Source organism: Streptomyces sp. NPDC033131, assembly GCF_055578365.1.
The window spans coordinates 102,884-127,497 of sequence record NZ_JBVIPA010000027.1; the positions used below are offsets into that span (position 1 = coordinate 102,884).

The 24,614-nt window shown below is 69.3% G+C and carries 23 protein-coding genes; 10 read left to right on the top strand and 13 right to left on the bottom strand.

What is annotated here, in order from left to right; translation table 11 throughout:
• Nucleotides 1–106: 106 nt before the first annotated feature.
• The 4 genes from ACZ5XS_RS29785 to ACZ5XS_RS29800 form a co-directional block, all read right to left on the bottom strand.
• The gene (locus ACZ5XS_RS29785; RefSeq protein ID WP_468656443.1) at nt 107–1,144 is read right to left on the bottom strand and encodes a hypothetical protein; all 1,038 of its coding nucleotides are present in this window, start codon (nt 1,142–1,144) and stop codon (nt 107–109) included.
• Nucleotides 1,125–2,255: an AAA family ATPase gene (locus ACZ5XS_RS29790; RefSeq protein WP_468656445.1), complete on the bottom strand. Its 1,131-nt coding sequence runs from the start codon at nt 2,253–2,255 to the stop codon at nt 1,125–1,127. The genes ACZ5XS_RS29785 and ACZ5XS_RS29790 overlap by 20 nt, the downstream gene beginning before the upstream one ends.
• Nucleotides 2,252–3,421 carry a DUF262 domain-containing protein gene (locus tag ACZ5XS_RS29795; RefSeq protein ID WP_468656447.1) on the bottom strand — a complete coding sequence of 390 codons (1,170 nt, stop codon included), beginning with the start codon at nt 3,419–3,421 and terminating at the stop codon, nt 2,252–2,254. Before ACZ5XS_RS29795 ends, ACZ5XS_RS29790 begins: the two co-directional genes overlap by 4 nt.
• Nucleotides 3,422–3,507: 86 nt before the next feature.
• Complete coding sequence (locus tag ACZ5XS_RS29800; RefSeq protein ID WP_468656449.1) at nt 3,508–3,954, bottom strand: ATP-binding protein; 447 nt, start codon at nt 3,952–3,954, stop codon at nt 3,508–3,510.
• Nucleotides 3,955–4,182: 228 nt separating this feature from the next.
• Here ACZ5XS_RS29800 and ACZ5XS_RS29805 point away from each other — a divergent pair, with 228 nt between their 5' ends.
• Together ACZ5XS_RS29805 and ACZ5XS_RS29810 are read left to right on the top strand one after the other, a co-directional pair.
• Nucleotides 4,183–5,028 carry a helix-turn-helix domain-containing protein gene (locus tag ACZ5XS_RS29805; protein ID WP_468656521.1) on the top strand — a complete coding sequence of 282 codons (846 nt, stop codon included), beginning with the start codon at nt 4,183–4,185 and terminating at the stop codon, nt 5,026–5,028.
• Nucleotides 5,029–5,040: 12 nt separating this feature from the next.
• A complete protein-coding gene (locus ACZ5XS_RS29810; protein ID WP_468656451.1) occupies nt 5,041–5,238 on the top strand; it encodes a DUF397 domain-containing protein in 198 nt (65 codons plus the stop codon).
• 4 nt (nt 5,239–5,242) lie between these two features.
• Here ACZ5XS_RS29810 and ACZ5XS_RS29815 read toward each other — a convergent pair whose 3' ends face one another.
• Nucleotides 5,243–5,635, bottom strand: coding sequence for a cupin domain-containing protein (locus tag ACZ5XS_RS29815; protein ID WP_468656453.1), 393 nt, complete (start codon nt 5,633–5,635; stop codon nt 5,243–5,245).
• 52 nt (nt 5,636–5,687) lie between these two features.
• Here ACZ5XS_RS29815 and ACZ5XS_RS29820 point away from each other — a divergent pair, with 52 nt between their 5' ends.
• Both ACZ5XS_RS29820 and ACZ5XS_RS29825 read left to right on the top strand, forming a co-directional pair.
• Nucleotides 5,688–6,677: a helix-turn-helix domain-containing protein gene (locus tag ACZ5XS_RS29820; RefSeq protein WP_468656455.1), complete on the top strand. Its 990-nt coding sequence runs from the start codon at nt 5,688–5,690 to the stop codon at nt 6,675–6,677.
• Nucleotides 6,674–7,168, top strand: coding sequence for an LURP-one-related/scramblase family protein (locus ACZ5XS_RS29825; protein WP_468656457.1), 495 nt, complete (start codon nt 6,674–6,676; stop codon nt 7,166–7,168). The genes ACZ5XS_RS29820 and ACZ5XS_RS29825 overlap by 4 nt, the downstream gene beginning before the upstream one ends.
• Nucleotides 7,169–7,377: 209 nt before the next feature.
• On the opposite strand, the gene ACZ5XS_RS29830 is transcribed toward ACZ5XS_RS29825, so the two are convergent.
• The gene (locus ACZ5XS_RS29830) at nt 7,378–8,172 is read right to left on the bottom strand and encodes a carbon-nitrogen family hydrolase (RefSeq protein ID WP_468656459.1); all 795 of its coding nucleotides are present in this window, start codon (nt 8,170–8,172) and stop codon (nt 7,378–7,380) included.
• A gap of 367 nt (nt 8,173–8,539) precedes the next feature.
• Between ACZ5XS_RS29830 and ACZ5XS_RS29835 the strand changes: the two genes are divergently transcribed.
• Both ACZ5XS_RS29835 and ACZ5XS_RS29840 read left to right on the top strand, forming a co-directional pair.
• Nucleotides 8,540–9,826 carry an RNA-guided endonuclease InsQ/TnpB family protein gene (locus tag ACZ5XS_RS29835; RefSeq protein ID WP_468656461.1) on the top strand — a complete coding sequence of 429 codons (1,287 nt, stop codon included), beginning with the start codon at nt 8,540–8,542 and terminating at the stop codon, nt 9,824–9,826.
• Nucleotides 9,827–9,954: 128 nt separating this feature from the next.
• Nucleotides 9,955–10,779 carry a maleylpyruvate isomerase family mycothiol-dependent enzyme gene (locus tag ACZ5XS_RS29840; RefSeq protein ID WP_468656463.1) on the top strand — a complete coding sequence of 275 codons (825 nt, stop codon included), beginning with the start codon at nt 9,955–9,957 and terminating at the stop codon, nt 10,777–10,779.
• Nucleotides 10,780–10,807: 28 nt separating this feature from the next.
• On the opposite strand, the gene ACZ5XS_RS29845 is transcribed toward ACZ5XS_RS29840, so the two are convergent.
• On the bottom strand, nt 10,808–12,109 hold the full coding sequence (locus tag ACZ5XS_RS29845; protein WP_468656465.1) for an MFS transporter: 1,302 nt from the start codon (nt 12,107–12,109) through the stop codon (nt 10,808–10,810).
• On the bottom strand, nt 12,106–12,756 hold the full coding sequence (locus tag ACZ5XS_RS29850) for a GntR family transcriptional regulator (protein WP_468656467.1): 651 nt from the start codon (nt 12,754–12,756) through the stop codon (nt 12,106–12,108). The genes ACZ5XS_RS29845 and ACZ5XS_RS29850 overlap by 4 nt, the downstream gene beginning before the upstream one ends.
• Before the next feature lie 232 nt (nt 12,757–12,988).
• Between ACZ5XS_RS29850 and ACZ5XS_RS29855 the strand changes: the two genes are divergently transcribed.
• Nucleotides 12,989–13,891, top strand: coding sequence for a D-alanyl-D-alanine carboxypeptidase family protein (locus ACZ5XS_RS29855; protein ID WP_468656523.1), 903 nt, complete (start codon nt 12,989–12,991; stop codon nt 13,889–13,891).
• A 100-nt stretch (nt 13,892–13,991) separates the two neighbouring features.
• Here ACZ5XS_RS29855 and ACZ5XS_RS29860 read toward each other — a convergent pair whose 3' ends face one another.
• From ACZ5XS_RS29860 to pdhA, 3 genes are read right to left on the bottom strand one after another with little or no spacing between them, the layout of a single operon-like run.
• Nucleotides 13,992–15,443 (bottom strand): dihydrolipoamide acetyltransferase family protein, encoded by a 1,452-nt coding sequence (locus tag ACZ5XS_RS29860; RefSeq protein ID WP_468656469.1) that lies wholly within the window; start codon nt 15,441–15,443, stop codon nt 13,992–13,994.
• A gap of 10 nt (nt 15,444–15,453) precedes the next feature.
• Complete coding sequence (locus ACZ5XS_RS29865) at nt 15,454–16,455, bottom strand: alpha-ketoacid dehydrogenase subunit beta (protein WP_468656471.1); 1,002 nt, start codon at nt 16,453–16,455, stop codon at nt 15,454–15,456.
• A 1-nt stretch (nt 16,456) separates the two neighbouring features.
• Nucleotides 16,457–17,656, bottom strand: coding sequence for a pyruvate dehydrogenase (acetyl-transferring) E1 component subunit alpha (gene pdhA / locus ACZ5XS_RS29870; protein ID WP_217242990.1), 1,200 nt, complete (start codon nt 17,654–17,656; stop codon nt 16,457–16,459).
• Between the two features lie 614 nt (nt 17,657–18,270).
• Here pdhA and ACZ5XS_RS29875 point away from each other — a divergent pair.
• Entirely contained in the window at nt 18,271–19,302 is a 1,032-nt protein-coding gene (locus ACZ5XS_RS29875; RefSeq protein WP_468656473.1) for a phosphotransferase, read from the top strand.
• A gap of 87 nt (nt 19,303–19,389) precedes the next feature.
• Here ACZ5XS_RS29875 and ACZ5XS_RS29880 read toward each other — a convergent pair whose 3' ends face one another.
• Nucleotides 19,390–20,964 carry a protein kinase domain-containing protein gene (locus tag ACZ5XS_RS29880; RefSeq protein ID WP_468656475.1) on the bottom strand — a complete coding sequence of 525 codons (1,575 nt, stop codon included), beginning with the start codon at nt 20,962–20,964 and terminating at the stop codon, nt 19,390–19,392.
• Nucleotides 20,965–21,299: 335 nt separating this feature from the next.
• Between ACZ5XS_RS29880 and ACZ5XS_RS29885 the strand changes: the two genes are divergently transcribed.
• Nucleotides 21,300–22,934, top strand: a complete 1,635-nt coding sequence (locus ACZ5XS_RS29885) for a protein kinase domain-containing protein (protein ID WP_468656477.1) — start codon at nt 21,300–21,302, stop codon at nt 22,932–22,934.
• Between the two features lie 84 nt (nt 22,935–23,018).
• Here ACZ5XS_RS29885 and ACZ5XS_RS29890 read toward each other — a convergent pair whose 3' ends face one another.
• Complete coding sequence (locus ACZ5XS_RS29890; protein ID WP_217242994.1) at nt 23,019–23,561, bottom strand: bacterial proteasome activator family protein; 543 nt, start codon at nt 23,559–23,561, stop codon at nt 23,019–23,021.
• A gap of 504 nt (nt 23,562–24,065) precedes the next feature.
• Between ACZ5XS_RS29890 and ACZ5XS_RS29895 the strand changes: the two genes are divergently transcribed.
• Nucleotides 24,066–24,593 carry a hypothetical protein gene (locus ACZ5XS_RS29895; RefSeq protein ID WP_468656479.1) on the top strand — a complete coding sequence of 176 codons (528 nt, stop codon included), beginning with the start codon at nt 24,066–24,068 and terminating at the stop codon, nt 24,591–24,593.
• The last annotated feature ends 21 nt before the right edge of the window (nt 24,594–24,614 follow it).

The window sequence follows — 24,614 nt, forward strand, 5'->3', positions numbered from 1 at the left end:
ACTGCGGTACGGCAGGGCGAGTTCGACGTGCTTCGAGGGTGCGGGGGAGATCGGTTCCCGCACCCTCACCCTGCGCCCCGTTCCCACTCCGCGCGGCTGGGCTGGCTCAGGTCGCCAGGTGCCCTACGAAAATCCCGACGAGGATCCGGTCACCGTACGCGGGGATCGGCAGGGAGAAGTGCACACGGTCGCGATCCCACAGCCGCTTGCCGTGCCATTCGCAACGGTAGGTGCTTTCGTCGTAGTCGACGTTGCGCTGCTCCCACGCCCTTGCGTTCTTCTTCGTGTTCGGGCTCTCGGGGGAGATGTCGAGCCCCAGCGCGCCGAACCGCCGTATGACCTGCTTCTGGTCGCCGCCGCAGTCGGCCAGTGTCCGGGTGAAGTGGTCGTCGAGTGCGCCGAGCAGTTTCACCAGCCAGGGCAGGACTTCGGCGTAGGTGCCTTTGAAGTGGTGCAGGCGCAGGGATTCGGCGAACAGCAGCCGGGGGAAGGCGTCCTGGGTAAAGGCGAAGAATCGCTCGGCCGGGACGTCCTCGTGAGTGAGGAGGCCTCGCCAGAACCCCGGTGCGTCGTCCGGGATCCGCAGGACGTGCATCTTCACCTCGTCGTAGCCCGTCTCCGTCGTACGCGCGACGGTGAGCCATCCGGACGGCCAGTCGGGCTGTGTGGCGTACGGCATGAGGAGGCAGGACATGGCCCGGCCTGTCGCTGCCCGGGCCAGGGCGTGGGCCGTGCCCCAGGACGGCTCCCTCCAGGGGCCGTCGGCCGCACGGAGCGGCTGGGGCAGGTCCGCCTCGTCCGGTTCCAGACGCCGGCACTTGCCCAGCAGTTCCTGCAAACGGACCCGCTCATCACGGGGCAGTCCGCCGTCCGGGGAGTAGAGGGCGTCAATCAGCTTGACCGACGGCCGGCACTCGACGTCGTACGCAGGATCCATGAACGCGGCCTTACGGCCGTCGGCCAAGGGCTGAAGCAGCTCCGCGAGCGTGTCGAGGGCGTCCCCCAGGCCGGATTCCGTCAGCTCCCGCCAGTCGAAGCACTCCTCACCGACGACGACGCGGTAGTCGTCGTCAGCCTCGGCAGTCTCGTCGGCTGAGGTGTCACCTAATAAGTCCTGTTCGTTCCTACCTGCCGCGTCGGGCACGGGCCAGCCTCCCGAGGTCGGTCTCGATCTGGTCGAAGAAGCCGCTGGGCCAGTGGCTGAGTTCGCCCCTGTCATTGATGTCGATGGGCAGGATCCGGTCGTGGTCGAAATAGTGCGTGATCATGTCCTCCGCCGGGAGGGAGCGGTCCTGCGCGACGGCGAGACGGGCTCCGTTGAGGACATGGTCGCTGTGCGTCTCCACCACGACCTGCACCCCGCTACCCGCCACCCGCGCGAGGAACCGGCCCAGCCGGGACTGTCCCGCCGGATGCAGATGCGCCTCCGGGTTCTCCACGATCAGCAGGTCACCCGGCTCGGTGAGCAGGCCGGCGACGACGACCGGCAGCGCATAGGAGACGCCGAAGCCGGTGTTGGCAGGGCGGATCTCCTCTCCGCTCAGACCCGTCTCACCGAACCGGATCGTCCCGGCCATGATTCCCACGGCCACCCGGGCAGTGATCTGCAGCGGGCGGATGATCTGCGAGGCCCATGCCTCGGCCTGGACCCTCAGCTGTGGACCGGCTGCTTCCGGGTGGTGCAGCGGGCTCCTGACCTCCCCGCGGGGGCTGCGAGGGCTGACCGCACGGGACTCGCGCAGCGCCAGCACCTGTGCGGTGAACTCGCCCCGGACTCCTACGCCGATACGATCGGGTTCCTCGGCGGACACGGCCAGCGTGTCGCGTGGGCCGAGGCGCTCGGCGCACAGGTAGGTAAAAGCGGGGTCCGCAACGCTCGGCCCGATGCCGGGCACGTGTGCCACCGGCAGCCGCCGTACATCGAGGTGCAGTGCCTGCTCGGCGTCGGGCAGACCGAAGACGTACACCCATGACTCCCCGTCCGGACCGCCGAGCCGTACGGTGATCTCCCGCGCGTCGGCCGTCCAGTTCAGCACGTCCCGGGCCTCGCCGAGGGCCAGCCCGAGCGGGCCGTTCAGCCGGACCGTGCCGCCTGCCGTAGCGCCCGACGTACTGGCCAGCCTCGCCAGCAGCAGGGACTGGATCACAGTGCTCTTGCCGCCGCCGTTGACTCCGGTCAGGACGGTGAGAGGGCGCAGGGCGAACGACTCGGACTGGAACCGCTTGAAGCCCCGGATCTCCAGGGAAGTGATCACAGGCCGACTCGCGAGTCCAATGTGGCGGCCGTGAATCGGTAAGCCACCCGGTTGCGGTCGGCGGTGGACGAGGTGATGGCGTTGAGGTAGGTGACGTCCTTGGTCATCCGCTCGCGGGCGGCCTTCACGATCGCCTCGCGGCGCGCGCGCAGATCGGCGGCCGTGTGGTCGGGGTCGGCCAGCGCCATGGACCAAGTCTCGAACAGAGCGCGGTTGATCGGGCGGCGGTACTCGTCCCCCTCCGGCCACTTGCGGAAGGCGTGCTCGCCGAAGACAAGGTACGCGTGGGACATCGCCCGCTCGAAGGCGGCCTCCAGTTCCGCCACCCGCTCGTCCGGAACCTGCTGCGGTGAGTCGAGCATCTCGGTGGCGTCCATCAGGAACATCTCCATGAACGGCCGCTCCATGTACGCCTCGACGTCCTTCAGCCAAAATGCGGCGAACCGCAGGGCCATCTCCCGGTCGTTCATCCGCATGTGGTCGGTGAGGCGGCCTCCGGTGGCCTTGGCGAAGGCGGCCGTGTGGGTCATCCGGTGCAGGATGTCCCGGCTGCGCGGACTGCTCATGCAGTGCCGGATCTCCTGGGCGTTGAGCGGGGTCCCCCCGGTGTTGATCCGCTTGAAGATCTCGTACGTGACCCCGCGCGGCGTCGTCGGATCGATCACGTTGACGATCAGCTGGGTGTTGTTGATCCGCCGCTGGAACGGCACGGGAAGATCGCTGAAGCGCAGGTCCTTCAGGTCAACCAGGTGTTCCAGCTTCCCGAGGGCGAAGCCGGCCTCCCCGCCCCGGACGAAGGCGTGCAGCGTGGACAGCCGTTGAAGGCCGTCCACGACCCGGAACGACCCGTCCGCGTCCTCGGCGAAGTAGAACGCGGGCAACGGGATCTGCAGCAGCAGGGACTCGACCAGCAGGGACTTCTGGCCGGAGTGCCAGACCTGCAACCGCTGGAAGTCCGGAGCGAGTTCGATGGACTTCTCGTCGATCTGGTCGAGGATGTTACGCAGGGAGAACTGGCTGGTGTTCACCCGGATCTGGTCTGGGTTCCACGGCCGCCGAATCTTTGTGGTGTCCTCGCCGGTATCCTCGACCTCGATGTCCATGGCGTGTCCCTCGAACACGTCCTCCACCACGTCGGGGGCTGTCTGCGCGCCTTCGATAGCCATGCGGGCCATCCTAGGTGTGGGTGATCCGGGAGGTGGGGGCGTTGCGCTGATCTCCCTCACCCTTCGTCGGCCATGCGGCCGGTCGGTCATGGTGCGGTCGGGCGTCGTACAGGCACATCCACAGGTAGGTCGAACCACACCGCCTTGCCGTCCCGATGCCGGTGCTCGTACCCGCCGTACGGGACGTCCGGGCCGTGTCCCCAGCGGCCCTCGGTGACGGCGTCCACCAGACAGAGGCCGCGGCCGCCGCCCTGCTCCCACGTCTCCGCCGGCAATTCCCTTATCACCGGAGGCTTCTCGTCCCCGTCGTATACCACCACTCTCAGCCGCCCTTCATCCACCGCCAACCACAGCACCGTGCCGTCGCCCTTGGCGTGCACGCAAGCGTTGGTGACGAGTTCGGAGGTGCAGAGGATCGCGTCCTCGACGAGGGTGCCGTCCAGTTCCAGGGTGCGCAGGACGGTGGCGACGAAGTCTCGGGCGATGTGGGGGGACGTATCGAGGGGTGGGCAGATGAGGGTGTACGAGGGCATGGGGCAGCAACTCCGGTGGGGGTGATGGGGTTGCGCGATCCCGGCCGCGTTGCTGTCCGGCGCCCCGATATCGATGGTCGAGGTGGCACTGCCAACGAGGCGTGGGCATGCGCGAGTTGCGGATGAGTGACCGCGAGGGCACCCTCCGTTAGGTGCGTTACGACCGTAGCGGCTCAGCCTGATACGCCTCAACTGATCCGGAAAAGTACGACGAACGAGGAGGACACGATGCCGCCGAGGGTCAGCCCTACAGCCCGACAGGGCAGACTCGGTGCCGAACTGCGCAAGCTGCGCGAGGCGGCAGGCATTGAGTCGCGGGATGCCGCCGCCTTCCTCGGTGTGAACCAGACACAGATCAGCCACATCGAATCCGGTCGGTTCGGAATCAGCGAGCAGCGGCTGCGCAGGTTGGCCGGGTTCTACGAGTGCGACGACAGCCGACTCGTGGCCGCGCTGGTCGAGATGGCGGTGCCGCAGTTCAAGGGCTGGTGGGAGGAGTACCGGGGCGTGTTGCCTCCTCAGGCGCTCGACCTAGCCGAGTTGGAGCGACACGCGTCGTACGTCCGCTCATTCGAGGTAGTGCACATCCCCGGAGTCCTCCAGACCGAGGAGCACGCCCGCGCGGCCTCACTCTTCGTGGAACCCAGCCTTCCGGAGGCGGACCGCGAAGCCAGCATCTCGTTCCGGATGCGGCGTCGACAGGTACCGGAGTCGGGCAAACCTTACGACGTCGTCATCCATGAGGCCGCGCTGCGTATGCGCGTCGGCGGTTCCGAGGTCACCCGCGTCCAGCTCGAACGCCTTCTTGAGGCATCTGATTGGAAATCGCTCACCCTTCGCGTGATCCCCTTCTCTGCCGAGGGTTTCGCGGGGGCCGGCTACCCCATGCAGTACGTTGGCGGAGTCGTGCCCCAACTCGACACCGTGCAGATCGACACGACCCACGGTGCCGAGTTCATCGACGCCACAGCACGGCTGAACCGCTACCGAACCCTCTTCGAGAGCATCGACAAGGCGGCCCTTCCGCAGGATGCTTCCCTCGACCTCATCCGCCGTATCGCCCAGGAAATGTGAAGGAACTCCCCCGTGTCCGAAGCCCTCCACTGGCAGAAATCGTCGTTCTCCGGAGGCGGCGCCGACACTAACTGCCTGGAGATATCCGCCACCCCCACCACCGTCCACCTCCGCGAAAGCGACACCCCGGCCTCGATCTTGTCGCCGACCCGTACCGCCCTGAACGCCCTGCTCACGGCAGTGAAAAGCGCCGCGACCTCCCTTCGGTGACGGTTCAGGCCAGCGCGTGCCCCGTGGTTGCGTCCACATGGTCCGGTACCTCGTCGTGGCGGTCGCCGACGGTGAGGGTGCCGGTGGGTTCGAGGACGAGGATCGCCGTCGGCCGCGGGGCGTACGGCTTGTGTTCGGTGCCGCGCGGGACCGTGAAGACCGAGCCCTTGGGGAGGACGACCGTGCGCTCGCCGTCCGTCTCCCGCAGGGCGATGTGCAGCTCGCCGTCCAGGACCAGGAAGAACTCGTCGGTGTGGTCGTGGACGTGCCACACGTGCTCGCCCTCGACCTTGGCGATGCGTACGTCGTAGTCGTTGACGGCGGTGACGATGCGGGGGCTCCACAGGTCGGCGAACGACGCGAGGGCCTGGGGGAGGGAGACGGGTTCGCTGCTCATGGGGTCATCGTGCGGGGTGCCCGGACCGCCGTACGAGTGCTAGAAATCGCACATGCCGCAAGGATCCTCTCAGCCGCACACAGTCGTTCTGCTCGTGGACGAGAACTCCAACCCGTTCGAAATGAGCTGCGCCATCGAGATCTTCGGGCTGCGGCGACCGGAACTGGGCCGGGAGCTCTACGACTTCCGGCTGTGCGCCGCCGAGCCCGCGACCCGTATGCGGGACGGGTTCTTCACGCTCACCGGGGTCGCCGGGCTGGAAGCGGCCGAAGAGGCGGACACCCTGATCGTGCCGAACCGGCCCGACACCGACGCCCCGCGGTCCGCGCGCGTCCTGGACGTCGTGCGCCGGGCACACGCGCGTGGCGCCCGGCTCGTCGGCTTCTGCTCCGGGGCGTTCACGATCGCGCAGGCCGGGCTGCTGGACGGTCGCCGGGCCGCCTGCCACTGGATGTGGGCGGACTCCTTCCGGACACGCTTCCCGCGCGTACACCTGGAGTCTGACGTCCTGTTCGTCGACGACGGCGACATCCTCACCGCGTCGGGCAGCGCCTCGGCCCTCGACCTCGGCCTGCATGTCGTACGGCGCGACCACGGCGCCGAGGTCGCCAACCACGTCTCCCGGCGCCTCGTGTTCGCCGCGCACCGGGACGGCGGGCAGCGGCAGTTCGTGGAGCGGCCGGTGCCCGAGGTGCCGGACGAGTCGCTGGGGCCGCTGCTGGCCTGGGCGCAGGAGCGGCTGGGGGAGCCGCTGACGGTGGCCGGCCTGGCGGCGCGGGCGGCGGTGTCGCCGGCGACCCTGCACCGGCGCTTCCGCGCACAGCTGGGGACGACCCCGCTGGCCTGGCTGACGGGGGAGCGGGTGGCGCTCGCGTGCCGGCTGATCGAGCGCGGGGAGGAACGGCTGGACGTGGTGGCGGCCCGCAGCGGGCTGGGGACGGCCGCGAACCTCCGCGCGCGCGTGCGGCGCGAGACCGGACTCAGCCCTTCGGCCTATCGGCGGCGTTTCGGACCGGGCGGCGGGGAAGCCCTGGTGTCATGAGATTCCTCGTACGCGACCGGATCCTCGGCATCGGTGACGACTACTGGATCGAGGACGACCACGGCAACAGGGTGTTCCTCGTCGACGGCAAGGCGATGCGCCTGCGGGACACCTTCGAGCTGAAGGACACGCAGGGGCGCGTCCTCATCGACATCCGCCAGAAGATGTTCGCCGTGCGCGACACGATGGTGATCGAACGGGAGGGTGAACCGCTCGCCACGATCCGCCGCAAACGGCTCTCCCTCCTGCGCAACCACTACCGGGTGGCCCTGGCCGACGGCAGCACCGAACTCGACGTCAGCGGCAAGATCCTCGACCGCGAGTTCGCCGTCGAGTACGACGGCGGACTGCTCGCCGTCGTCTCCCGCCGCTGGCTGCACGTCCGGGAGACGTACGGAGTCGACGTCGTCCGGGAGGACGCGGACCCGGCACTGCTGATCGCGGTGGCGGTCTGCGTGATCCACCTGGCGGAGAAGGAGCGACGGCACTGAACCCCAGCCCGTCCGGCGCTTGAGGAACGACGGGACTCAAACCCAGCCCGTCCGACGCTTGAGGAACAACGGGACTCAAACCCAGCCCGTCCGGCGCTTGAGGACGAGGCCCTCCGGGCCGAAGCGGGGGTCTGGGGGCGCAGCCCCCAGGGACGGGACGGGAAGGGGCGGAGGGGGCGAAAACCCTGGGCGCGGACCACACCCCGCCTTCACCGACGCGGCGCCGCCACCCCGAGCACCCGGTCCTTGAGCGCCGGAAACTGTTCGCGGGTCGTCGTGACCTTCTCCGGGGCGAACTCCACCGTGAGGACCTCCTCGTCGGCGCCTGCCTCGGCCAGCACCTCGCCCCACGGATCGACCACGATCGAGTGACCGGCCTGCGGAACCCCGGCGTGCGTCCCGGCCGTTCCACACGCGAGCACGAACGCCTGGTTCTCCACCGCCCGCGCCTGGGCCAGCAGCGTCCAGTGCGCCCGGCGGCGCTCCGGCCAGCCCGCCGGGACGACAAGGGTCTGGGCACCTGCGTCGACGAGACCGCGGAAGAGCTCGGGGAAACGGAGGTCGTAGCAGGTCGCCACACCGACGGTCGTGTCGGGCAGACGCACCGTCACCAGGTCCTCGCCCGCCCCCATCAGCACGGCCTCACCCTTGTCGAAGCCGAAGCGGTGGATCTTGCGGTAGGACGCGGCCAGGTCGCCGGAGGGAGAGAAGACGAGTGAGGTGTTGTAGAGCGTCCCGTCCGGCGCGCGCTCCGGAATCGAACCGGCGTGCAGCCACACGCCCGTGTCACTCGCGGCCTTCGCCATGGCCTCGTACGTCGGCCCCTGAAGCGGTTCGGACTCCCGCCCGAACTCCTCGAACGCGAACGCGCCGGTGGTCCACAACTCGGGCAGCACCACGAGGTCGGCACCGACCTGATCCCGTACGAGCGAGGCCACTCGCCCCCGACGCGATGCGACCGATTCGTCTTCGTCCACGGCGATCTGGATCAACGAGGCGCGCACATTGCCACCGTCCTGTCATTCAGTCGTCCACTGATCTTGCGGGCAGGATGCCGGTCCTTCAGGACCGGGGAGAATGCCCGCCACCACGGAGCGGGGCAGGGGCAGCCGGGTCGCCCTGAGAGCGATCCGGCTGTCCGTCCGATTCGATCGCGCGTCGCAGGTACCACAGCATCTGTCCGTGGGCGGATCGCCCCTCACGCTCGGCGGCAGCCTTGATGGCCATGTGCAGGTCGTCGGGAAGCCTGAGATTGAAGTTCACCACGCACCCAGACTAGACCCAGAGAATTTGACCATGCACCCATAGTGCACCCACAATGGGTGCATGAGCAGGTTTCGCATGTATCCCACGAGCGACCAGGAACAGCAAATGCTGCTGCACTGCGCGCATGCGCGGTACGTCTGGAACCTCGCTGTCGAGCAACACATGCACTGGAGGCCCGGACGCAAGTCCGCGCCTGGCTTCGTCGAGCAGTGCCGCCGGCTCACCGAGGCCCGGCACAACAACGCATGGCTGCGTGCTGGGAACGCCGATGTGCAACAGCAGGCATTGAAGGATTTCGCAAAGGCGAGGAATGCCAAGTTCACCTCCGGCTTCGGCGAACCCACCTGGCGCAAGAAGTACGTGCACGAGGGGTTCCGGGTCATCGGCACCGACCGGGTACCGGAGTTCGAATCGGACGGTTCCCCGAAACTGAACGCCAAGACGGGCAAACAGGTCGTGGGCCGATCCGTCGTAGTGCAGAAGCTCAACCGACGGTGGGCCCAGGTCAAGGTGCCCGGATGCGGCTGGGTCCGGTTCCGGCTCACCCGGCGAGATCTGCCACAGGCCAAGACCTTCCGCGTCACCTACAAGAACAACCGGTGGCACATCGCATTCGCCATCGTCCCCAACTCGATCGATACACCCGGCACGGGCAAGGTCATCGGCATCGACCGGGGCGTGAAGATCACTGCCGCCCTGTCGGACGGCCGGAAGCTGAACTGCCCGCAGCTCACCGCCAAGGAGCGGGCACAGATCCGCAAGCACGAACGTCGGGCGGCACGCGCCCCGAAGGGCAGCGATCTGAAGACCGCCGAGTACGCGGCGGTCGCACGACTCAAGGCGCGGGAGACTGACCGGCGCAAGGACTGGTGCGAGAAGACCAGCACGATGCTCGCCCGCACCTGTGACCTGATCCGGTTCGAGAAGCTGAACATCAAGAACATGACCGCTTCCGCGAAGGGAACGGTCGAGTATCCCGGCACGAAGGTCAAACAGAAGGCCGGGCTGAACCAGGCGGTCCTCGCCCAGGGTTGGGGTCTGCTCCGCCGACGCACGGAGCACAAGGCTCCGGGCCGGGTCGAGGATGTCCCCGCACCCTTTACCTCCCTGCGTTGCTCCGCCTGCGGATGGATCGAGAAGAAGTCGCGCAAGAGCCAAGCCGACTTCGTCTGTGTCTCCTGCGGGTTCACCTGCAACGCCGACGAGAACGCAGCAAACAACGTCGCGGCAGGACAGGGCGGGATTCCTCGCCCCCGGCATTCAGCCGGTGCCGGAGGGGTGACAGCGGCTACCGGCCGTTCGAGCACCCGTGAACCTCAACCCATCTGGGTTGGAATCCCCCTCTCCGAAGGAGGGGGAGGATGTCAAACGGGCCTACGATCGTCACACTAAAGCACTGCCGGGGTGCCTCACAGCAGCGTAACTTAGCGTTCCAAGACACCCGCCGACAGCCACCTCCCGCTGGCAACGCCGCCGACGCCACCACCGCCCGAGTACCGACCGCCGAGGGGTCCCGTTCCGTGAGTCTGCATCCCACCCTCCAGCCCTACGCCGACGCCTGGACCCACTCCATCGAAGCGATATCCGAGCTGGTGTTGCCCCTGGTGGAGGGTGAGTGGAACCGCCGCACCCCGTGCCCGGGCTGGTCGGTCCGTGACGTCGTCTCCCATGTCATCGGCCTGGACTGCGAGATGCTCGGCGACCCGCGTCCCATCCACACGCTGCCGCGCGACCTGTTCCACGTCACCAACGAGCACCAGCGCTACATGGAGATGCAGGTCGACGTCCGCCGTCACCACACGTCGCCGGAGATGACCTCCGAGCTGGAGTACGTGATCATCCGCCGCAACCGCCAGCTGCGCAACGAGTCGCGCGACCCCGGCCACAAGGTGCGCGGCCACGTCGGCACGGAACTCACCCTCGAAGAGTCCATGCGCGGCCACGCGTTCAACGTGTGGGTGCACGAGCAGGACCTGCGCGCCGCCCTCGGCCGCCCCGGCAACCTCGACTCCCCCGGCGCGCACATCGCCCGGGACGTGCTCCTCTCCGTCCTCCCGCGCATCGTGGCCGAGGACGCGGGCGCGCCCCGCAGTTCGGCGATCGTCTTCGACGTCCACGGCCCCATCGAGTTCCTGCGCACGATCCGCGTCGACATCCAGGGCCGCGGCACCCTCGAGACGGCTCCCGCCCTCGGCCCCGCCGCCACCCTCACCCTGGACTGGGAGACCTACGTCCGCCTCGCCTGCGGCCGCGTCACACCGGAGGCCGTCGCCGACCGGGTCAAGGCGGAGGGCGATCCGCAGCTCACTGGGGCGATCCTGCGGAACTTCGCGGTGACGCCGTAGCGGGCGTGCCGCCGACCAGCCGGGTGCCCTACGCGGGCACGTGCACCGTCTCCACCCGGCTGGCAACCAACCGCTCCCGCTCCCTGCGGGCCGTCCGCTTCCGCAACCGCAGAATCTGACTCACCCCGACCGCCTGGAGCACGAACACCGAGGAGAACGCGACGCGATAGTCGTCGCCGGTCGCGTCCAGCAGCACCCCGATCGCGAACAGCGTCGTCATCGAGGCGACGAAACCCCCCATGTTCGTGATCCCGGACGCGGTCCCCTGCCGCTCGGGCGGATTCGCCGGCCGGGCGAAGTCGAAGCCGAGCATCGACGCGGGCCCGCACGAACCCAGGACCGTGCAGAGCACGATCAGCAGCCACATCGGCGCGTGCTCGCCGGGATAGACCAGCGTGACGGCCCACATCGACGCCGTCGCCCCCACGGTCCCCAGCGCCAGCGGCAGCCGCGCCGCATGATGCCGGGCGACGACCTGCCCGTAGACCAGTCCGACAACCATGTTGGACAGCACGACCAGCGTCAGCAGCTCCCCCGCCACGGCCCGTGACAGCCCCTGCGCCTCGACCAGGAACGGCATGCCCCACAGCAGCAGGAACACCATCGCCGGGAACTGGGTCGTGAAGTGCACCCACAGCCCGAGCCGTGTCCCCGGCTCCCGCCAGGAAGCGGCGATCTGCTGCCGTACGTACGCCGCCCCCTGATGCGGGGACGGCTCCGGCTCGTGCCCCTCGGGGTGGTCCTTCAGGAAGAGCAGCAGCAGAACCAGCACCACGACACCCGCGAGCGCGCTGCCCGCGAAGGCCGCCGTCCAGCCGACGCCGTGCAGCAGCCGCGCCAGTACGAGGGTGGAGACCAGGTTGCCCGCCATGCCGACCAGCCCCGCGAGCTGCGCGACCATCGGACCGCGCCGGACCGGGAACCAGCGGGAGCCGAGCCGCAGCACGCTGATGAACGTCATCGCGTCCCCGCAGCCGAGCAGCGCCCGCGAGGCGAGGGCCATGCCGTACGACGGGGAGAAGGCGAAGCCGAGTTGTCCGGCCGTGAAGAGAACGACCCCCAGGCCCAGCACCTTCTTGGTGCCGAGCCGGTCCACCAGCAGGCCGACGGGGATCTGCATGCCCGCGTAGACGAGGAGCTGGAGGATCGAGAACGTCGACAGGGCGGACGCGTTGACGTGGAAGCGGTCGGCGGCGTCGAGGCCGGCCACACCGAGCGACGTGCGGAAGATGACGGCGACGAAGTACACGGAGACGCCGATGCCCCAGACGGCCATGGCGCGCCGGCCGCCCGGCGGGTCACCCGGCAGGGTGACCGACGCCGAGCTCATCGGACGTCCCCCCGGGCCAGATGGGAGAACCAGCCGACGTGCCGGTGGACGACACCGACGGCGGCCTCCGCGTCCCCGGAGCGCAGCGCCTCGAGGATCTCCTCGTGCTCGACGAGGGTCTTGGCGATGCGGTCGGGGTGGGAGTGCAGAATGGCGACACCCATGCGCAGTTGGCGGTCGCGGAGCTGGTCGTAGAGCCGGGAGAGGATTTCGTTGCCGCCGCTGCGGACGATCTCGGCGTGGAAACAGCGGTCGGTGACGGCGGCTTCGGCGAGGTCTCCGGCGGCGGCCTGCGCCTTCTGCTTGGCCAGCAGTCCCTCGAGCCGTTCGATGAGTCCGGCGGGGGCGGGTACGGCCTTGCGCGCCGCATGCTCCTCGACCAGCAGCCGGGTCTCGACCACGTCCTTGATCTCCTGGGCGGAGACGGGCAGGACGAGCGCTCCCTTTTTCGGGTAGAGCTTGATCAGCCCTTCGACCTCCAGCCGCAGCAGCGCCTCCCGCACAGGTGTACGGGAAACCCCCACGGCGTCGGCGAGCTCACCCTCGGTCAGAAGAATGCCGCCCTCGTAACGGCGGTCCAGGACGCCCTGCTTGACGTGCGCGTACACGCGGTCGGCGGCGGGCGGGTGCTTGACTGCCAGGCTCATGCCCACAGCTTAGATACAACACGTACGCATGATGGCGACCGTCCACCATGCGGACCTGGAGGGCATCTCCGGTAAAGGCTGCGGCAAATAACGGGAACCCGCCCCAGCAGCCGCACAACCTTCTGTGCTAGTTACGAGTCACACACCTGCGGCCCCACCTTCTTTGCACCTCAACTCGGCCGCACCTCCAGGGGCATTCGACACAATCGGGGTATCTCAGTTGATAACCGTCATCAAGGACGGCTTCCAGGTTGTCCGCTTCCGCCGAGCCGCCGCCGTCACCGTGACCGCAGGCGCCATGCTCGCGTCCGGAGCCCTCGCCGCGGCACCCGCACAGGCCGTCACCGCACCCACGATCGTCGCCAAGGGCGGCTACGTGATGAACAACGCGAACGGCGCGGGGCTGTACGGCAAGGCCGCGAACACCAAGCGCTCCACCGGCTCCACCACGAAGATCATGACCGCCAAGGTCGTGCTCGCGCAGTCGAACCTCAACCTCGACGCGAAGGTCACGATCCAGAAGGCGTACAGCGACTACATCGTGTCGAAGGGCGCCTCCTCGGCCCGCCTGATCGTCGGCGACAAGGTCACCGTCCGCCAGCTGCTGTACGGGCTGATGCTGCCGTCCGGCTGTGACGCCGCGTACGCCCTCGCCGACAAGTTCGGCTCGGGCACGACGCGTGCGGCACGCGTGAAGTCGTTCATCGGCAAGATGAACACCCAGGCGAAGAACCTGGGTCTGACGAACACGCACTTCGACTCGTTCGACGGCATCGGCAACGGCGCCAACTACTCGACGCCGAAGGACCTGACGAAGCTCGCCGGCAGCGCGATGAAGAGCACCACGTTCCGCACGATCGTCAAGACGAAGTCGTACACCGCCAAGACGATCACCAAGACCGGCAGCACCCGCACCATGCCGACGTGGACGAACACCAACACCCTCCTCGGCAGCTACAGCGGCACGATCGGGGTCAAGACCGGCTCCGGCACCGAGGCCAAGTACTGCCTCGTCTTCGCCGCCACCCGCAACGGCAAGACGGTCATCGGCACGGTCCTCGCCTCCACGAGCGCCACCCAGCGCGCGACGGACGCGAAGAAGCTCATGAACTACGGCTTCGCCAGGCTCGGCTGATCCGGCCTGCGCCAACCGGTGCCGGCCAGTAGGCACCTGTGAGTGAAGGGCCCTCCGCCGTCGGCGGAGGGCCCTTCACCGTGTCGGCCGTGACAACGCCCTACGCCCAGGTGATCAGCCGCTTCGGCTGCTCCAGGATCGCCGCCACGTCCGCCAGCACCTTGGAGCCCAACTCCCCGTCGACCAGGCGGTGGTCGAAGGACAAAGCCAGTGTCGTGACCTGGCGGGGCTTCACCTTGCCCTTGTGGACCCACGGCTGGAGCTTGATCGCACCGACCGCGAGGATCGCGGACTCACCCGGGTTGAGGATCGGCGTACCGGTGTCGACGCCGAAGACGCCGACGTTGGTGATGGTCACCGTGCCGCCCTGCATGGCGGCGGGGGAGGTCTTGCCCTCCTTCGCCGTGGACACCAGTTCGCCCAGTGACCGGGCCAGTTGCGGGAGGGTCTTGGCGTGCGCGTCCTTGATGTTCGGGACGATCAGGCCGCGCGGGGTGGCGGCCGCGATGCCCAGGTTGACGTAGTGCTTGAGCACGATCTCCTGGTTGGCCTCGTCCCAGGACGCGTTGATGTCCGGGTTGCGCCTGATCGCGACCAGCAGGGCCTTGGCGATCAGCAGCAGCGGGTTGACCCGCAGGCCCTGCATCTCGTGCTTCTCGGGGGCCCGCTTGATCTCCTCGATCAGCTTCATCGTGCGGGTCACGTCGATCGTCACGAACTCGGTGACATGCGGGGCGGTGAAGGCCGAACCGACCATCGCCGCTGCCGTCGCCTTGCGGACGCCCTTCACCGGGACACGGGTCTCGCGGGAGGCGTCGTACGCCGCCACGGCGGCGGGAGCGGGAGCGGCGGGCGCGGGCTCCGCGACCGGGGTCCGCGTCACCGGCTCGGACACCGGTGCCGCCGCCGCGTGCACGTCCTCCCGGGTGATGATGCCGTCCGGGCCGGACGGAACCACCGTCGCCAGGTCGACGCCCAGGTCCTTCGCCAGCTTGCGCACCGGCGGCTTCGCCAGCGGGCGGGGCTTGGCGGCCGCGGTCGCGGTGCCCGTCCCGTGCCCGTTCAGCTCCGCCTGGATCGCCGGCGACGCCTCCTGGGCCGGGATCTCCGGGCCCTTGCGGGGGCGGCGCTTGGTGGAGGAGGTCGCCACTCCGTAGCCCACCAGCACCGGCTGGCGGCCGGAACCCGCCGACTTCGGCTCCTCGGGCTTCGGTTCGGCGGGCGCCGGCGTCGTCGCGGGGGCGGTCGCCGGAGCGGTCGCCTCCGGGGAAGCGGCGGTGGCGGGGCCCCCGCCGGACACGTTCACCGCGATGATCGACGTGCCCACGTCGACCGTGGTGCCCTCGGCGAAGTGCAGCTCCTGTACGACTCCGTCGTACGGGATGGGCAGTTCCACCGCCGCCTTGGCCGTCTCGACCTCGCACACCACCTGGCCGTCGGTGACCGTGTCGCCGGGCTTGACGTACCACTTGAGGATCTCGGCCTCGGTGAGCCCCTCGCCCACGTCCGGCATCTTGAACTCGCGTACGGACGCTTCCGTCATCGTCGTCACGACCCTCTCCTCAGTACGCCAGGGCACGGTCGACGGCGTCGAGTACCCGGTCCAGGCCCGGCAGGTACTCCTCCTCCAGGCGGGCCGGCGGATACGGGGCGTGGTAGCCGCCCACCCGCAGCACCGGGGCTTCCAGATGGTAGAAGCAGCGCTCGGTGATCCGGGCGGCGATCTCCGCGCCGGAGCCGAAGAACACCGGCGCCTCGTGGACCACCACGAGGCGGCGGGTCTTCTCCACCGAGGTCTGGATGGAGTCGAAGTCCAGGGGGGACACCGAGCGCAGGTCCAGGATCTCCAGGGACCTGCCCTCCTCGGCGGCCACGTCCGCGACCTCCTTGCAGAGCTTCACCATCGGGCCGTAGGCGGCGAGGGTGAGGTCCGTGCCCTCGCGGACGACCTGCGCCTTGTGCAGCGGGCCGGGGATCGCCTCCGTGTTCACCTCGCCCTTGTCCCAGTAGCGGCGCTTCGGCTCGAAGAAGATCACCGGGTCGTCGCTCTGGATGGCCTGCTGCATCATCCAGTAGGCGTCCGACGGGTTCGACGGGGAGACCACCTTCAGGCCCGCCACATGCGCGAACAGCGCCTCCGGGGACTCCGAGTGGTGCTCCACCGCGCCGATGCCGCCGCCGTACGGAATGCGGACGACGACCGGCATCTTGACCTTGCCGAGCGAACGCGCGTGCATCTTCGCGAGCTGCGTGACGATCTGGTCGTACGCGGGGAAGACGAACCCGTCGAACTGGATCTCCACCACCGGGCGGTAGCCGCGCAGGGCGAGGCCGATCGCCGTGCCCACGATGCCGGATTCGGCGAGGGGGGTGTCGATGACCCGGCTCTCGCCGAAGTCCTTCTGCAGGCCGTCCGTCACACGGAAGACACCGCCGAGCTTGCCGACGTCCTCCCCCATGACGAGGACCTTGGGGTCCGCGTCCAGGGCCGTGCGCAGCGATTCGTTGATCGCCTTCGCCAGCGCCATGTTCTTGACCGGCTCGGAAGCCACCGTCTGGGCCATCTCAGTTTCCCCCCTCTGCCTCGGCGAACGACGCCTGGTAGGCGGCGAACTGCGCCCGCTCCTCGTCCACCAGCGCGTGTCCGTCCGCGTACGCGTGCTCGAACATGGCGAAGTGGTCCGGGTCCGGCATGGCACGGACCGCTTCGCGCACTCGCCTGCCCAACGCCTCGCTCTCGGCCTCGAGTTCCGCGAAGAATCCCTCGTCCGCGTGGTTTGCGGCCTCCAGGAAACGGCGAAGGCGCAGGATCGGGTCCTTCGCCTCCCAGGCGGCCCGCTCGTCGTCGTGGCGGTAGCGGGAGGGGTCGTCGGAGGTGGTGTGGGCGCCCATGCGGTACGTGTACGCCTCGACGAGCGTGGGGCCCTCGCCGCTGCGAGCGCGCTCGAGCGCCCACTTGGTGACGGCCAGGCAGGCCAGTACGTCGTTGCCGTCGACCCGGACGCCCGGGAAGCCGTAGCCCTGGGCGCGCTGGTAGAGCGGGACCCGGGTCTGTCTCTCGGTCGGCTCGGAGATCGCCCACTGGTTGTTCTGGCAGAAGAACACCACGGGGGCGTTGTAGACGGCGGAGAAGGTGAAGGACTCCGCGACGTCGCCCTGGCTGGAGGCGCCGTCGCCGAAGTAGGCGATGACCGCCGAGTCCGCGCCGTCCTTGGCCACGCCCATCGCGTAGCCGGTGGCGTGCAGGGTCTGCGAGCCGATGACGATCGTGTACAGGTGGAAGTTGTTGCTGTTCGGGTCCCAGCCGCCGTTGTTCACGCCGCGGAACATGCCGAGCAGGTTGGTCGGGTCCACCCCGCGGCACCAGGCGACGCCGTGCTCGCGGTAGGTGGGGAAGACGTAGTCGTCGTCGCGCAGGGCCCGGCCGGAGCCGATCTGGGCGGCCTCCTGGCCGAGGAGCGACGCCCACAGACCGAGCTCACCCTGGCGCTGCAGGGAGGTGGCCTCGGCGTCGAAGCGCCGGGTGAGCACCATGTCGCGGTACAGGCCGCGGAGCTCGTCGGGGGTGATGTCGGCGACGTACTTGTCGTACGCGGCGTTCTCCGCGCTCTCGATCCGCTCGCCCTCGGGCGTCAGCAGCTGGACGAGTTCGGGCTTGGTGCTTGGCGCTTTCTTTGCGGTCGGGCGCTTGCCGGCCGTGCTCTTCGCACCGGTCGTACCTGCGCTGCGTCGCGGTTTGCGCGGGGCAGTGCTCTCCACGGTCACGTGTGCTCCTCCGTCGGTCCGGCTACCCGGGTTCGCCGGGTGCCAGTGCGGCTCACCTGCGGTCCTCCGGACGCACGGGGTGGGTGCGGCACGTCGGCGACAGGCGTGACAGGTGCCCCGGCGAGCGCCCTGCAACAGGCACGTTACCCAGTGCTTCACATTTCTGTGAAACCCCTTCTGACCTGCGTTTTTGCTTGGATTTCCAAGTAAAATCGCGAAATCGGACACCGTCCCTGGTCACAGCCTTGCAGGGGGCCGGAACAACGGCACGTTATCCCGGTGACCCAGGTCACGGGAAGAGTCTCCCCGGCGCGGGTCTCGCGGACGGGTACGACACCGCCTCCTGGGCAAAGACGGAGATCTCGCGCCGAGCCGCCGCGGCCCGGACGGACGACGGGACGGACGCCCAGGCGCCGGCCGAGCGGGAACGGCCGTCGGCGCGTCGGCACGGATTCCAGCCACCCGGGCCCCCTTCGCGGGGCTCGACCACACAGGCGCGCAACTTCGGGCACCTCACGTGATCGAAAGCGACTGTCTGTGACAACCCGCAGCTCAGAGGCCTGGATTCTGCCCTAGCATCGGGCAGCGTGCCGCGCTCTTGTGTACCACCCCTCATGCCCCACGCGCCCCCGCTGGGAGCCCTCCTCCGCCAGTACTCCGCCGGATCCGCCCTCGCCTGCGAGCCCGTCGACCAAGGGCTTCTCAACCGCGGCTACCGGCTCTGTACGACCCGCGGCCGCTACTTCCTCAAGCACCACTTCGACCCCGAGACCGCCGACCCCGCCGCGATCGCCCGTCAGCACCGGGCCACCCAGCGCCTGGCCGACCTCGGCGTCCCGGTCGCACCCCCGCTGACCGGCCGCGACGGGCGCACGGTCGCGGTCGTCGGTGGCCACGCCTACGCCCTGCACCCCTGGATCGACGGCAGGCACCGCCACGGCGGCCAGCTCACCACCGCCCAGTGCGGACGGCTCGGGGCCCTTCTGGGAGTGGTGCACGCGAGCCTGGAACGCGTGATGCAGTCGCACGCGCGGGCGCGGGCGAAGTCGCCCGGAACAGCCGGAGCGCCCGAGACAGCCGAGACGGCCAAGGCGGCCGACACCTTCGCCCTCATCGACGACCTGCTCGCCCACGTACACCGCCACCGCCCCGCCGACTCCTTCGACGAGCTCGCCCGGCACCGGCTCCTGGAGCGGCGCGCGCTCCTGGAACAGCACGCCGACCGCCGTCCGCCGCGTGGCGGCTCGGTGGGCTGGGTGCACGGCGACTTCCATCCGTTCAACCTGCTCTACAAGGGGGACGCCCCCGCCGCGATCGTCGACTGGGACCGGCTCGGCGTAAAGCCCCGCGCGGAGGAGGCCGTACGCGCCGCGGCGATCTTCTTCGTACGGCCCGCGGGCGCACTCGACCTGCCGAAGGTGCGGGCCTACGCGCGCGCGTACCGGCGGACGGCCGGCGCCACGCCCTCCGAACTCGCGGCGGCCGTGCACCGCGTGTGGTGGGAGCGCCTCAACGACTTCTGGATGCTGCGCTGGCACTACGAGCGCGGCGACACCCGCGCGGACCCCCAGTTCCCGGCGGCCTCGGCGCTCGCGGTGTGGTGGACGCGGGAGTACGACGCGGTGTGCGACGCGTTCGCCGACTGAGCGTCCTGGAGAGCCGACAAACAGCACGCGCGCGTGCAGCCCGTTTCCGGGTGCACGCGCGCGTGGACGCGCTGGGTCAGCCGATGATCAGCCGCCGGTGGTGCCGCCGTCGCTCGTGCCGCCCACGAGCGATTCGCCCGTCGGGTCCGGGCTCACCGGGTCGTCCGACGGCTCCGTGGTCGTCGGCTCGTCCGTCGGCTCCGTGGTCGTCGGCTCGTCCGTCGGCTCGTCCGTCGGCTCCTCGCTGAACGACTGCGACGGCGTGCTGGAAGGGCTGGACGAGGGCGTGTAGTCCGGGTCGGGCTCCGTACCGGTGCCGTTGTCCGTGGACGTGTCCGTCGGCTGCTCGCTGGTGTCGCTGCTCGGCGTCTCGCTGGCCGTCTCGTCCTTGGTGGTCTGCGAGGTGGTCGGCGACTTCGTGGGGCTCGTGCCGCCACCGTTCCCGCCACTGCCGTTGAGGGCGAGCGCGACACCCGCCGCGATGGCGATCACCGCGAGCACGGCGAGGATCCACAGCTTGCCGCGGCCGCCGCCCCGGTTGCCCCGTCCCTCGAAGCCGCCGTCGTCCCCGCCGCCGTAGCGGTTGGGCAGGATCGGCTGCGGGATCTGCGTGGTGCCGGAGGAGTCACCGGGGTGCGGCATCACGCTGGTGCCCGCGAAGCCCCCCGCCGGGGTGTGCCGGCCCTCGTGCATGTCGACGGGCCCGGTGTTCCAGGTGCCGGTGTGGCCGCCCTGCTCGTACAGCATCTGCAGGCCGTACTGGACCAGCCCGCGCATCTCCTCGGCCGTCTGGAAACGGTCGTCCGGCTCCTTGGCCAGCGAGCGCATGACAAGGCCGTCCAGCTCCGGCGGGACGGCGTCGGAGACCTCGGACGGAGGCGTCGGGATGTCCTGGACGTGCTGGTAGACGACCGACAGGGGGGTCTCGCCGGTGAAGGGCGGACGCAGCGCGAGGAGTTCGTAGAGGAGACAGCCCGTGGCGTACAGGTCGGAGCGGTGGTCGACCGCCTTGCCGAGGGCCTGCTCCGGGGAGAGGTACTGCGGGGTGCCCATGACCATGCCGGTTTGAGTCATCGTCGTGGACGCGCCGTGCAGGGCGCGGGCGATGCCGAAGTCCATCACCTTCACGGCGCCGTTGTGCGTGATGATGACGTTGGCCGGCTTGATGTCACGGTGCACGATGCCGTGCTGGTGCGAATAAGCAAGCGCTTCCAGCACACCGGAGACGATGATCAGGGCCTGCTCCGGGCCGGGGGCCTCGGCGTTGAGGAGCAGGTCGCGGATGGTGCGCCCCTCGACGATCTCCATCACGATGTACGGCACGGACTGGCCGCCCACGAAGTCCTCGCCGGAGTCGTACACGGCGACGATCGCATGGTGGTTGAGTCCGGCGACCGACTGCGCCTCGCGCGTGAAGCGGGCCTTGGAGACGGGGTCCTCGGCGAGGTCGGCGCGCAGCAGCTTGACCGCGACAGTGCGTCCGAGGCGCACGTCCTCGGCCGCGAAGACCTCGGCCATGCCGCCCCGGCCGAGTCTGCGGGTCATCCGATATCGGCCGTCTCCGACCAGTCCGCCGTTCCCCCACAGTTCCGGCGCATCTGACATTCCGCCGCCAGTCGCCTCGGGGTCGGACGGGCCCTGAGCGCGCTGCTGCTGTGCCATCAGTCCTCGCCGTCGTTTCTGCCCGCGGTGCGCGCGGTGTTGTTACGGTCTCCGTCGGCCACGCTACAGCCTCCGCGCAAGCCTCCGATCCGGGAAGACCCCGGGAACCGGCCCGAAGACGGACCGGCCATCAAACCTCCAGTCCGTACCGGCGTGCAAATTGTGTGTACCGGCCGTACGTCTGCTGTAACGCTTGCGCGACCTTTCTTTCGCGTACGGTCACGGATCGGGCACCGCGCTTGACGTGTCAGTGCCCTCCGGCAGACTTGGCCGGGAATAGCACTTTGGATCAATGGCACGCACGGCGCCTGAAGGCCTACGGGGGACGCAGAGACATGAGCCAGGACGGCGCACAGGGGCGGTACGCGGGGCGGGCGCTCGCCGGCGGCCGCTATCAGCTGCGCGACTTGCTCGGCGAAGGCGGTATGGCCTCGGTGCATCTCGCGTACGACGCCGTGCTCGACCGACAGGTCGCGGTCAAGACGCTGCACACCGAGCTGGGCCGCGAACAGGCCTTCCGCGAGCGCTTCCGCCGCGAGGCCCAGGCCGTGGCCAAGCTCACGCACACCAACATCGTCTCCGTCTTCGACACCGGCGAGGACGAGCTGGACGGCACGACGATGCCGTACATCGTCATGGAGTACGTCGAGGGCCAGCCGCTCGGCTCGGTACTGGGCGCGGACGTACGGCAGTACGGCGCGATGCCCGCCGACAAGGCACTGAAGATCACCGCGGACGTGCTCGCCGCGCTGGAGATCAGCCACGAGATGGGCCTGGTCCACCGGGACATCAAGCCGGGCAACGTGATGATGACCAAGCGCGGCGTGGTCAAGGTGATGGACTTCGGCATCGCCCGCGCCATGCAGTCCGGTGTCACCTCGATGACCCAGACCGGCATGGTCGTCGGCACCCCGCAGTACCTGTCGCCGGAGCAGGCGCTGGGCAGAGGCGTCGACGCCCGCTCCGACCTCTACTCGGTCGGCATCATGCTGTTCCAGCTCGTGACCGGCCGGCTGCCGTTCGACGCGGACTCGCCGCTGGCGATCGCGTACGCGCACGTGCAGGAGGAGCCGGTCGCTCCTTCGTCGATCAACCGCGCCCTGCCGCCCGCGGTGGACGCACTGGTCGCCCGCGCGCTGAAGAAGAACCCGAACGAGCGCTTCCCGAGCGCCGAGGTGATGCGCGACGAGTGCCTGCGCGTGGCCGCCTCCTTCCAGCCCGCCGCGCCGAGCATCGTGCCGGGTGCGCCGTCGCAGAGCGGCGCGGGCGTCGGCTCCGCCGTGTTCCCGCCGGTCGACCAGGCGACGCCGGGGCCCATGGGCAACGTACAGACGCCGTACCAGCCGGCCCCGACGCCGAATCCGTACGGCACCCCGCATCCGTCGGCGCCTTCCCCGGCGTACGGCTATCCGCAGCAGGCCGGCTACCAGACGCCCGGTCCGTCCGGGTACGCGCCGCAGCACCCGTCGACTCCGCCGCCGTACAACATGACGCCCCAGACCGCCCAGGTCTCCTCCGGCGGCGGCAAGGGCAACAAGCCGGTGATCATCGGGTCGGTCGTGGTGTCGCTGCTCGCGGTCGGCGGGCTGATCGCGGCGCTGATGATGAACAGCGGCGGGACCGAGGACCCGAAGGCCGGCAACAGCCCCAGCGCGTCGACGTCGACCAAGGCGGCGGGCTACCGGGGGCCGGACACCTCCAAGACGGTCGAGAAGACCGAGTGCACCGAGCCGGACGAGTCGTACAACGACCCGGCCCAGGTGCGGATGCCGGACTTCGCGTTCAAGAACTGGGACTCCGTCCTGGAGTGCCTCAAGGCGGCCGGGTGGAACTACGACAAGACCTCCGTCGACGAGAACACCTACGGCGACGGCACGGTCATGAAGCAGTACCCGACGGCGGGCACGGACTTCGACCCGAAGAAGCCGCCGGAGATGCAGTTCGAGATCTCGACCGGCAATCCCTCGTGACGCCGGTGCGGTGAGACGACGTGGAAGGGCCCGGCAGCCATCGGCCGCCGGGCCCTTGTGCGTATGTGATGGGGTGACGCGGTCCTACAGGTACGGGCCGCCCGAGCGGCCGACCGTACGCGGGTCGTCACCGTCCTCGTGACCGCCGACGCCCGGCGGAAGGGCGCGGCGCATCTGTTCCAGCTGGGCGCGCGCGGCCATCTGCTGGGCGAACAGGGTGGTCTGGATCCCGTGGAAGAGACCCTCCAGCCAGCCGACCAACTGCGCCTGCGCGATCCGCAGTTCCGCGTCACTCGGGGTCGCCTCGTCCGCGAACGGCAGCGACAGCCGCTCCAGCTCCTCCACGAGCTCCGGGGCCAGACCGTCCTCCAGCTCCTTCACCGAGCTGGAATGGATCTCCTTGAGCCGGACCCGGCTCGCCTCGTCCAGGGGAGCCGCGCGAACCTCTTCCAACAGCTGCTTGATCATGCTTCCGATCCGCATGACCTTCGCCGGTTGTTCCACCATCTCCGTCACGGGAACCTCGCGGGAGTCCTCGTCTCCTCCGCCGCCGAGAGCCATCCCGTCCTGCCCAACGACCAGGATCTGTGGGTTCTCCGGCGACCGTTCGTTCCTCGGCATCTCCATGCCGCCATTCTCTCGCACCGTTCCTGTGGACTGAGCGGGAGTGAGTCCGTTCAGCCGCGCGCCCCGAACGGTCTTGGGCGAGCTGGTCCCCGGCGTTCTCGACCCCGGGGCGGCGACACGCATCCTGTGCGTGGTCCGGGCCCGGGAGGCCAGTTCCCTCACGACCTGGCCAATTGGGCACGGCCAGAGGCGGCGGGGAGGCTCTGAACCATCCTCTGGTGGAGCAGGGGCCCCGCACGCTGACGCCGTACCCGGTGTCCCAGGTCGTACGATCACGTTAGCCCGATCAGTCCAGAGCACCGCAAGCCCGCAAGCGGACGATCACACGATCGAGCTAATTCGGCCTTGTGTGCACTCCTTGGTGAGCAGTTCCAACCCCTACACCTCATCACCGTGGTGCCCCCGGTAAGGGCTGATCCACCGTTCACGACGACATCGACCCGGATTGGCCCCTCCGGACCAGTCCACAATGCCGGGTGTACGGGTGAATGCCAGGCTTGTTCCGTGACTTCATGGCTGCGATCGCTGCGCGTGACGGGGGTGCTGATCGTGGTGTCCGCGGGGGTGGTCGTGCCGCCGTACGGGAGTGAGTGGACGTACGGGAATGAGTGGGCGTACGCGGCCGAGTCCTCGCCCCCCGCGTCTCCGCCTGCCTCCGCCTCCGCCTCCGCGTCCTCGGCGTCCGACCCCGAATCCGTCTCCCCGTCCGCCGTCGAGCCCTCACGGGCCGGGAGCCGTCCGGGCGAGGGGCGGGAGCGGCCGGGGCGGAGGTACGAGGCGGAGGAAGCGGAGCGGGTGGACACCGAAGCCGCGGTGCCGGAGGACGAGGACGGTGTCACCGCCGTACCGGAACCGCCGCGCGAGACCGCTGCCCTGCCTCCCGGGCACCCGACACGCTCCGCGAAGGAGAGCGCCGCCCGCCCCGCCGAGCCCGGACTGCGGATCATGCCCCTCGGCGGCGGGCTGATCCTCGTCGGACTCGGGCTGGGGCTCGCCTTCGTGGCGCTCCGGGTGCGGCGGACCGCCTCCTGAGATCTACGGCGTGACGGGCGT

Bases quoted from the DNA above. Each gene is read 5' to 3' on its own strand.
- ACZ5XS_RS29890 (WP_217242994.1), bottom strand. From the start codon at position 23,561: ATGGAGATGCCGAGGAACGAACGGTCGCCGGAGAACCCACAGATCCTG.
- ACZ5XS_RS29885 (WP_468656477.1), top strand. From the start codon at position 21,300: ATGAGCCAGGACGGCGCACAGGGGCGGTACGCGGGGCGGGCGCTCGCC.
- ACZ5XS_RS29795 (WP_468656447.1), bottom strand. From the start codon at position 3,421: ATGGCTATCGAAGGCGCGCAGACAGCCCCCGACGTGGTGGAGGACGTG.
- ACZ5XS_RS29815 (WP_468656453.1), bottom strand. From the start codon at position 5,635: ATGAGCAGCGAACCCGTCTCCCTCCCCCAGGCCCTCGCGTCGTTCGCC.
- ACZ5XS_RS29800 (WP_468656449.1), bottom strand. From the start codon at position 3,954: ATGCCCTCGTACACCCTCATCTGCCCACCCCTCGATACGTCCCCCCAC.
- ACZ5XS_RS29875 (WP_468656473.1), top strand. From the start codon at position 18,271: ATGCCCCACGCGCCCCCGCTGGGAGCCCTCCTCCGCCAGTACTCCGCC.
- ACZ5XS_RS29865 (WP_468656471.1), bottom strand. From the start codon at position 16,455: ATGGCCCAGACGGTGGCTTCCGAGCCGGTCAAGAACATGGCGCTGGCG.
- ACZ5XS_RS29825 (WP_468656457.1), top strand. From the start codon at position 6,674: ATGAGATTCCTCGTACGCGACCGGATCCTCGGCATCGGTGACGACTAC.
- ACZ5XS_RS29835 (WP_468656461.1), top strand. From the start codon at position 8,540: ATGCTGCTGCACTGCGCGCATGCGCGGTACGTCTGGAACCTCGCTGTC.
- ACZ5XS_RS29805 (WP_468656521.1), top strand. From the start codon at position 4,183: ATGCCGCCGAGGGTCAGCCCTACAGCCCGACAGGGCAGACTCGGTGCC.
- ACZ5XS_RS29850 (WP_468656467.1), bottom strand. From the start codon at position 12,756: ATGAGCCTGGCAGTCAAGCACCCGCCCGCCGCCGACCGCGTGTACGCG.
- ACZ5XS_RS29880 (WP_468656475.1), bottom strand. From the start codon at position 20,964: ATGGCACAGCAGCAGCGCGCTCAGGGCCCGTCCGACCCCGAGGCGACT.
- ACZ5XS_RS29845 (WP_468656465.1), bottom strand. From the start codon at position 12,109: ATGAGCTCGGCGTCGGTCACCCTGCCGGGTGACCCGCCGGGCGGCCGG.
- ACZ5XS_RS29820 (WP_468656455.1), top strand. From the start codon at position 5,688: ATGCCGCAAGGATCCTCTCAGCCGCACACAGTCGTTCTGCTCGTGGAC.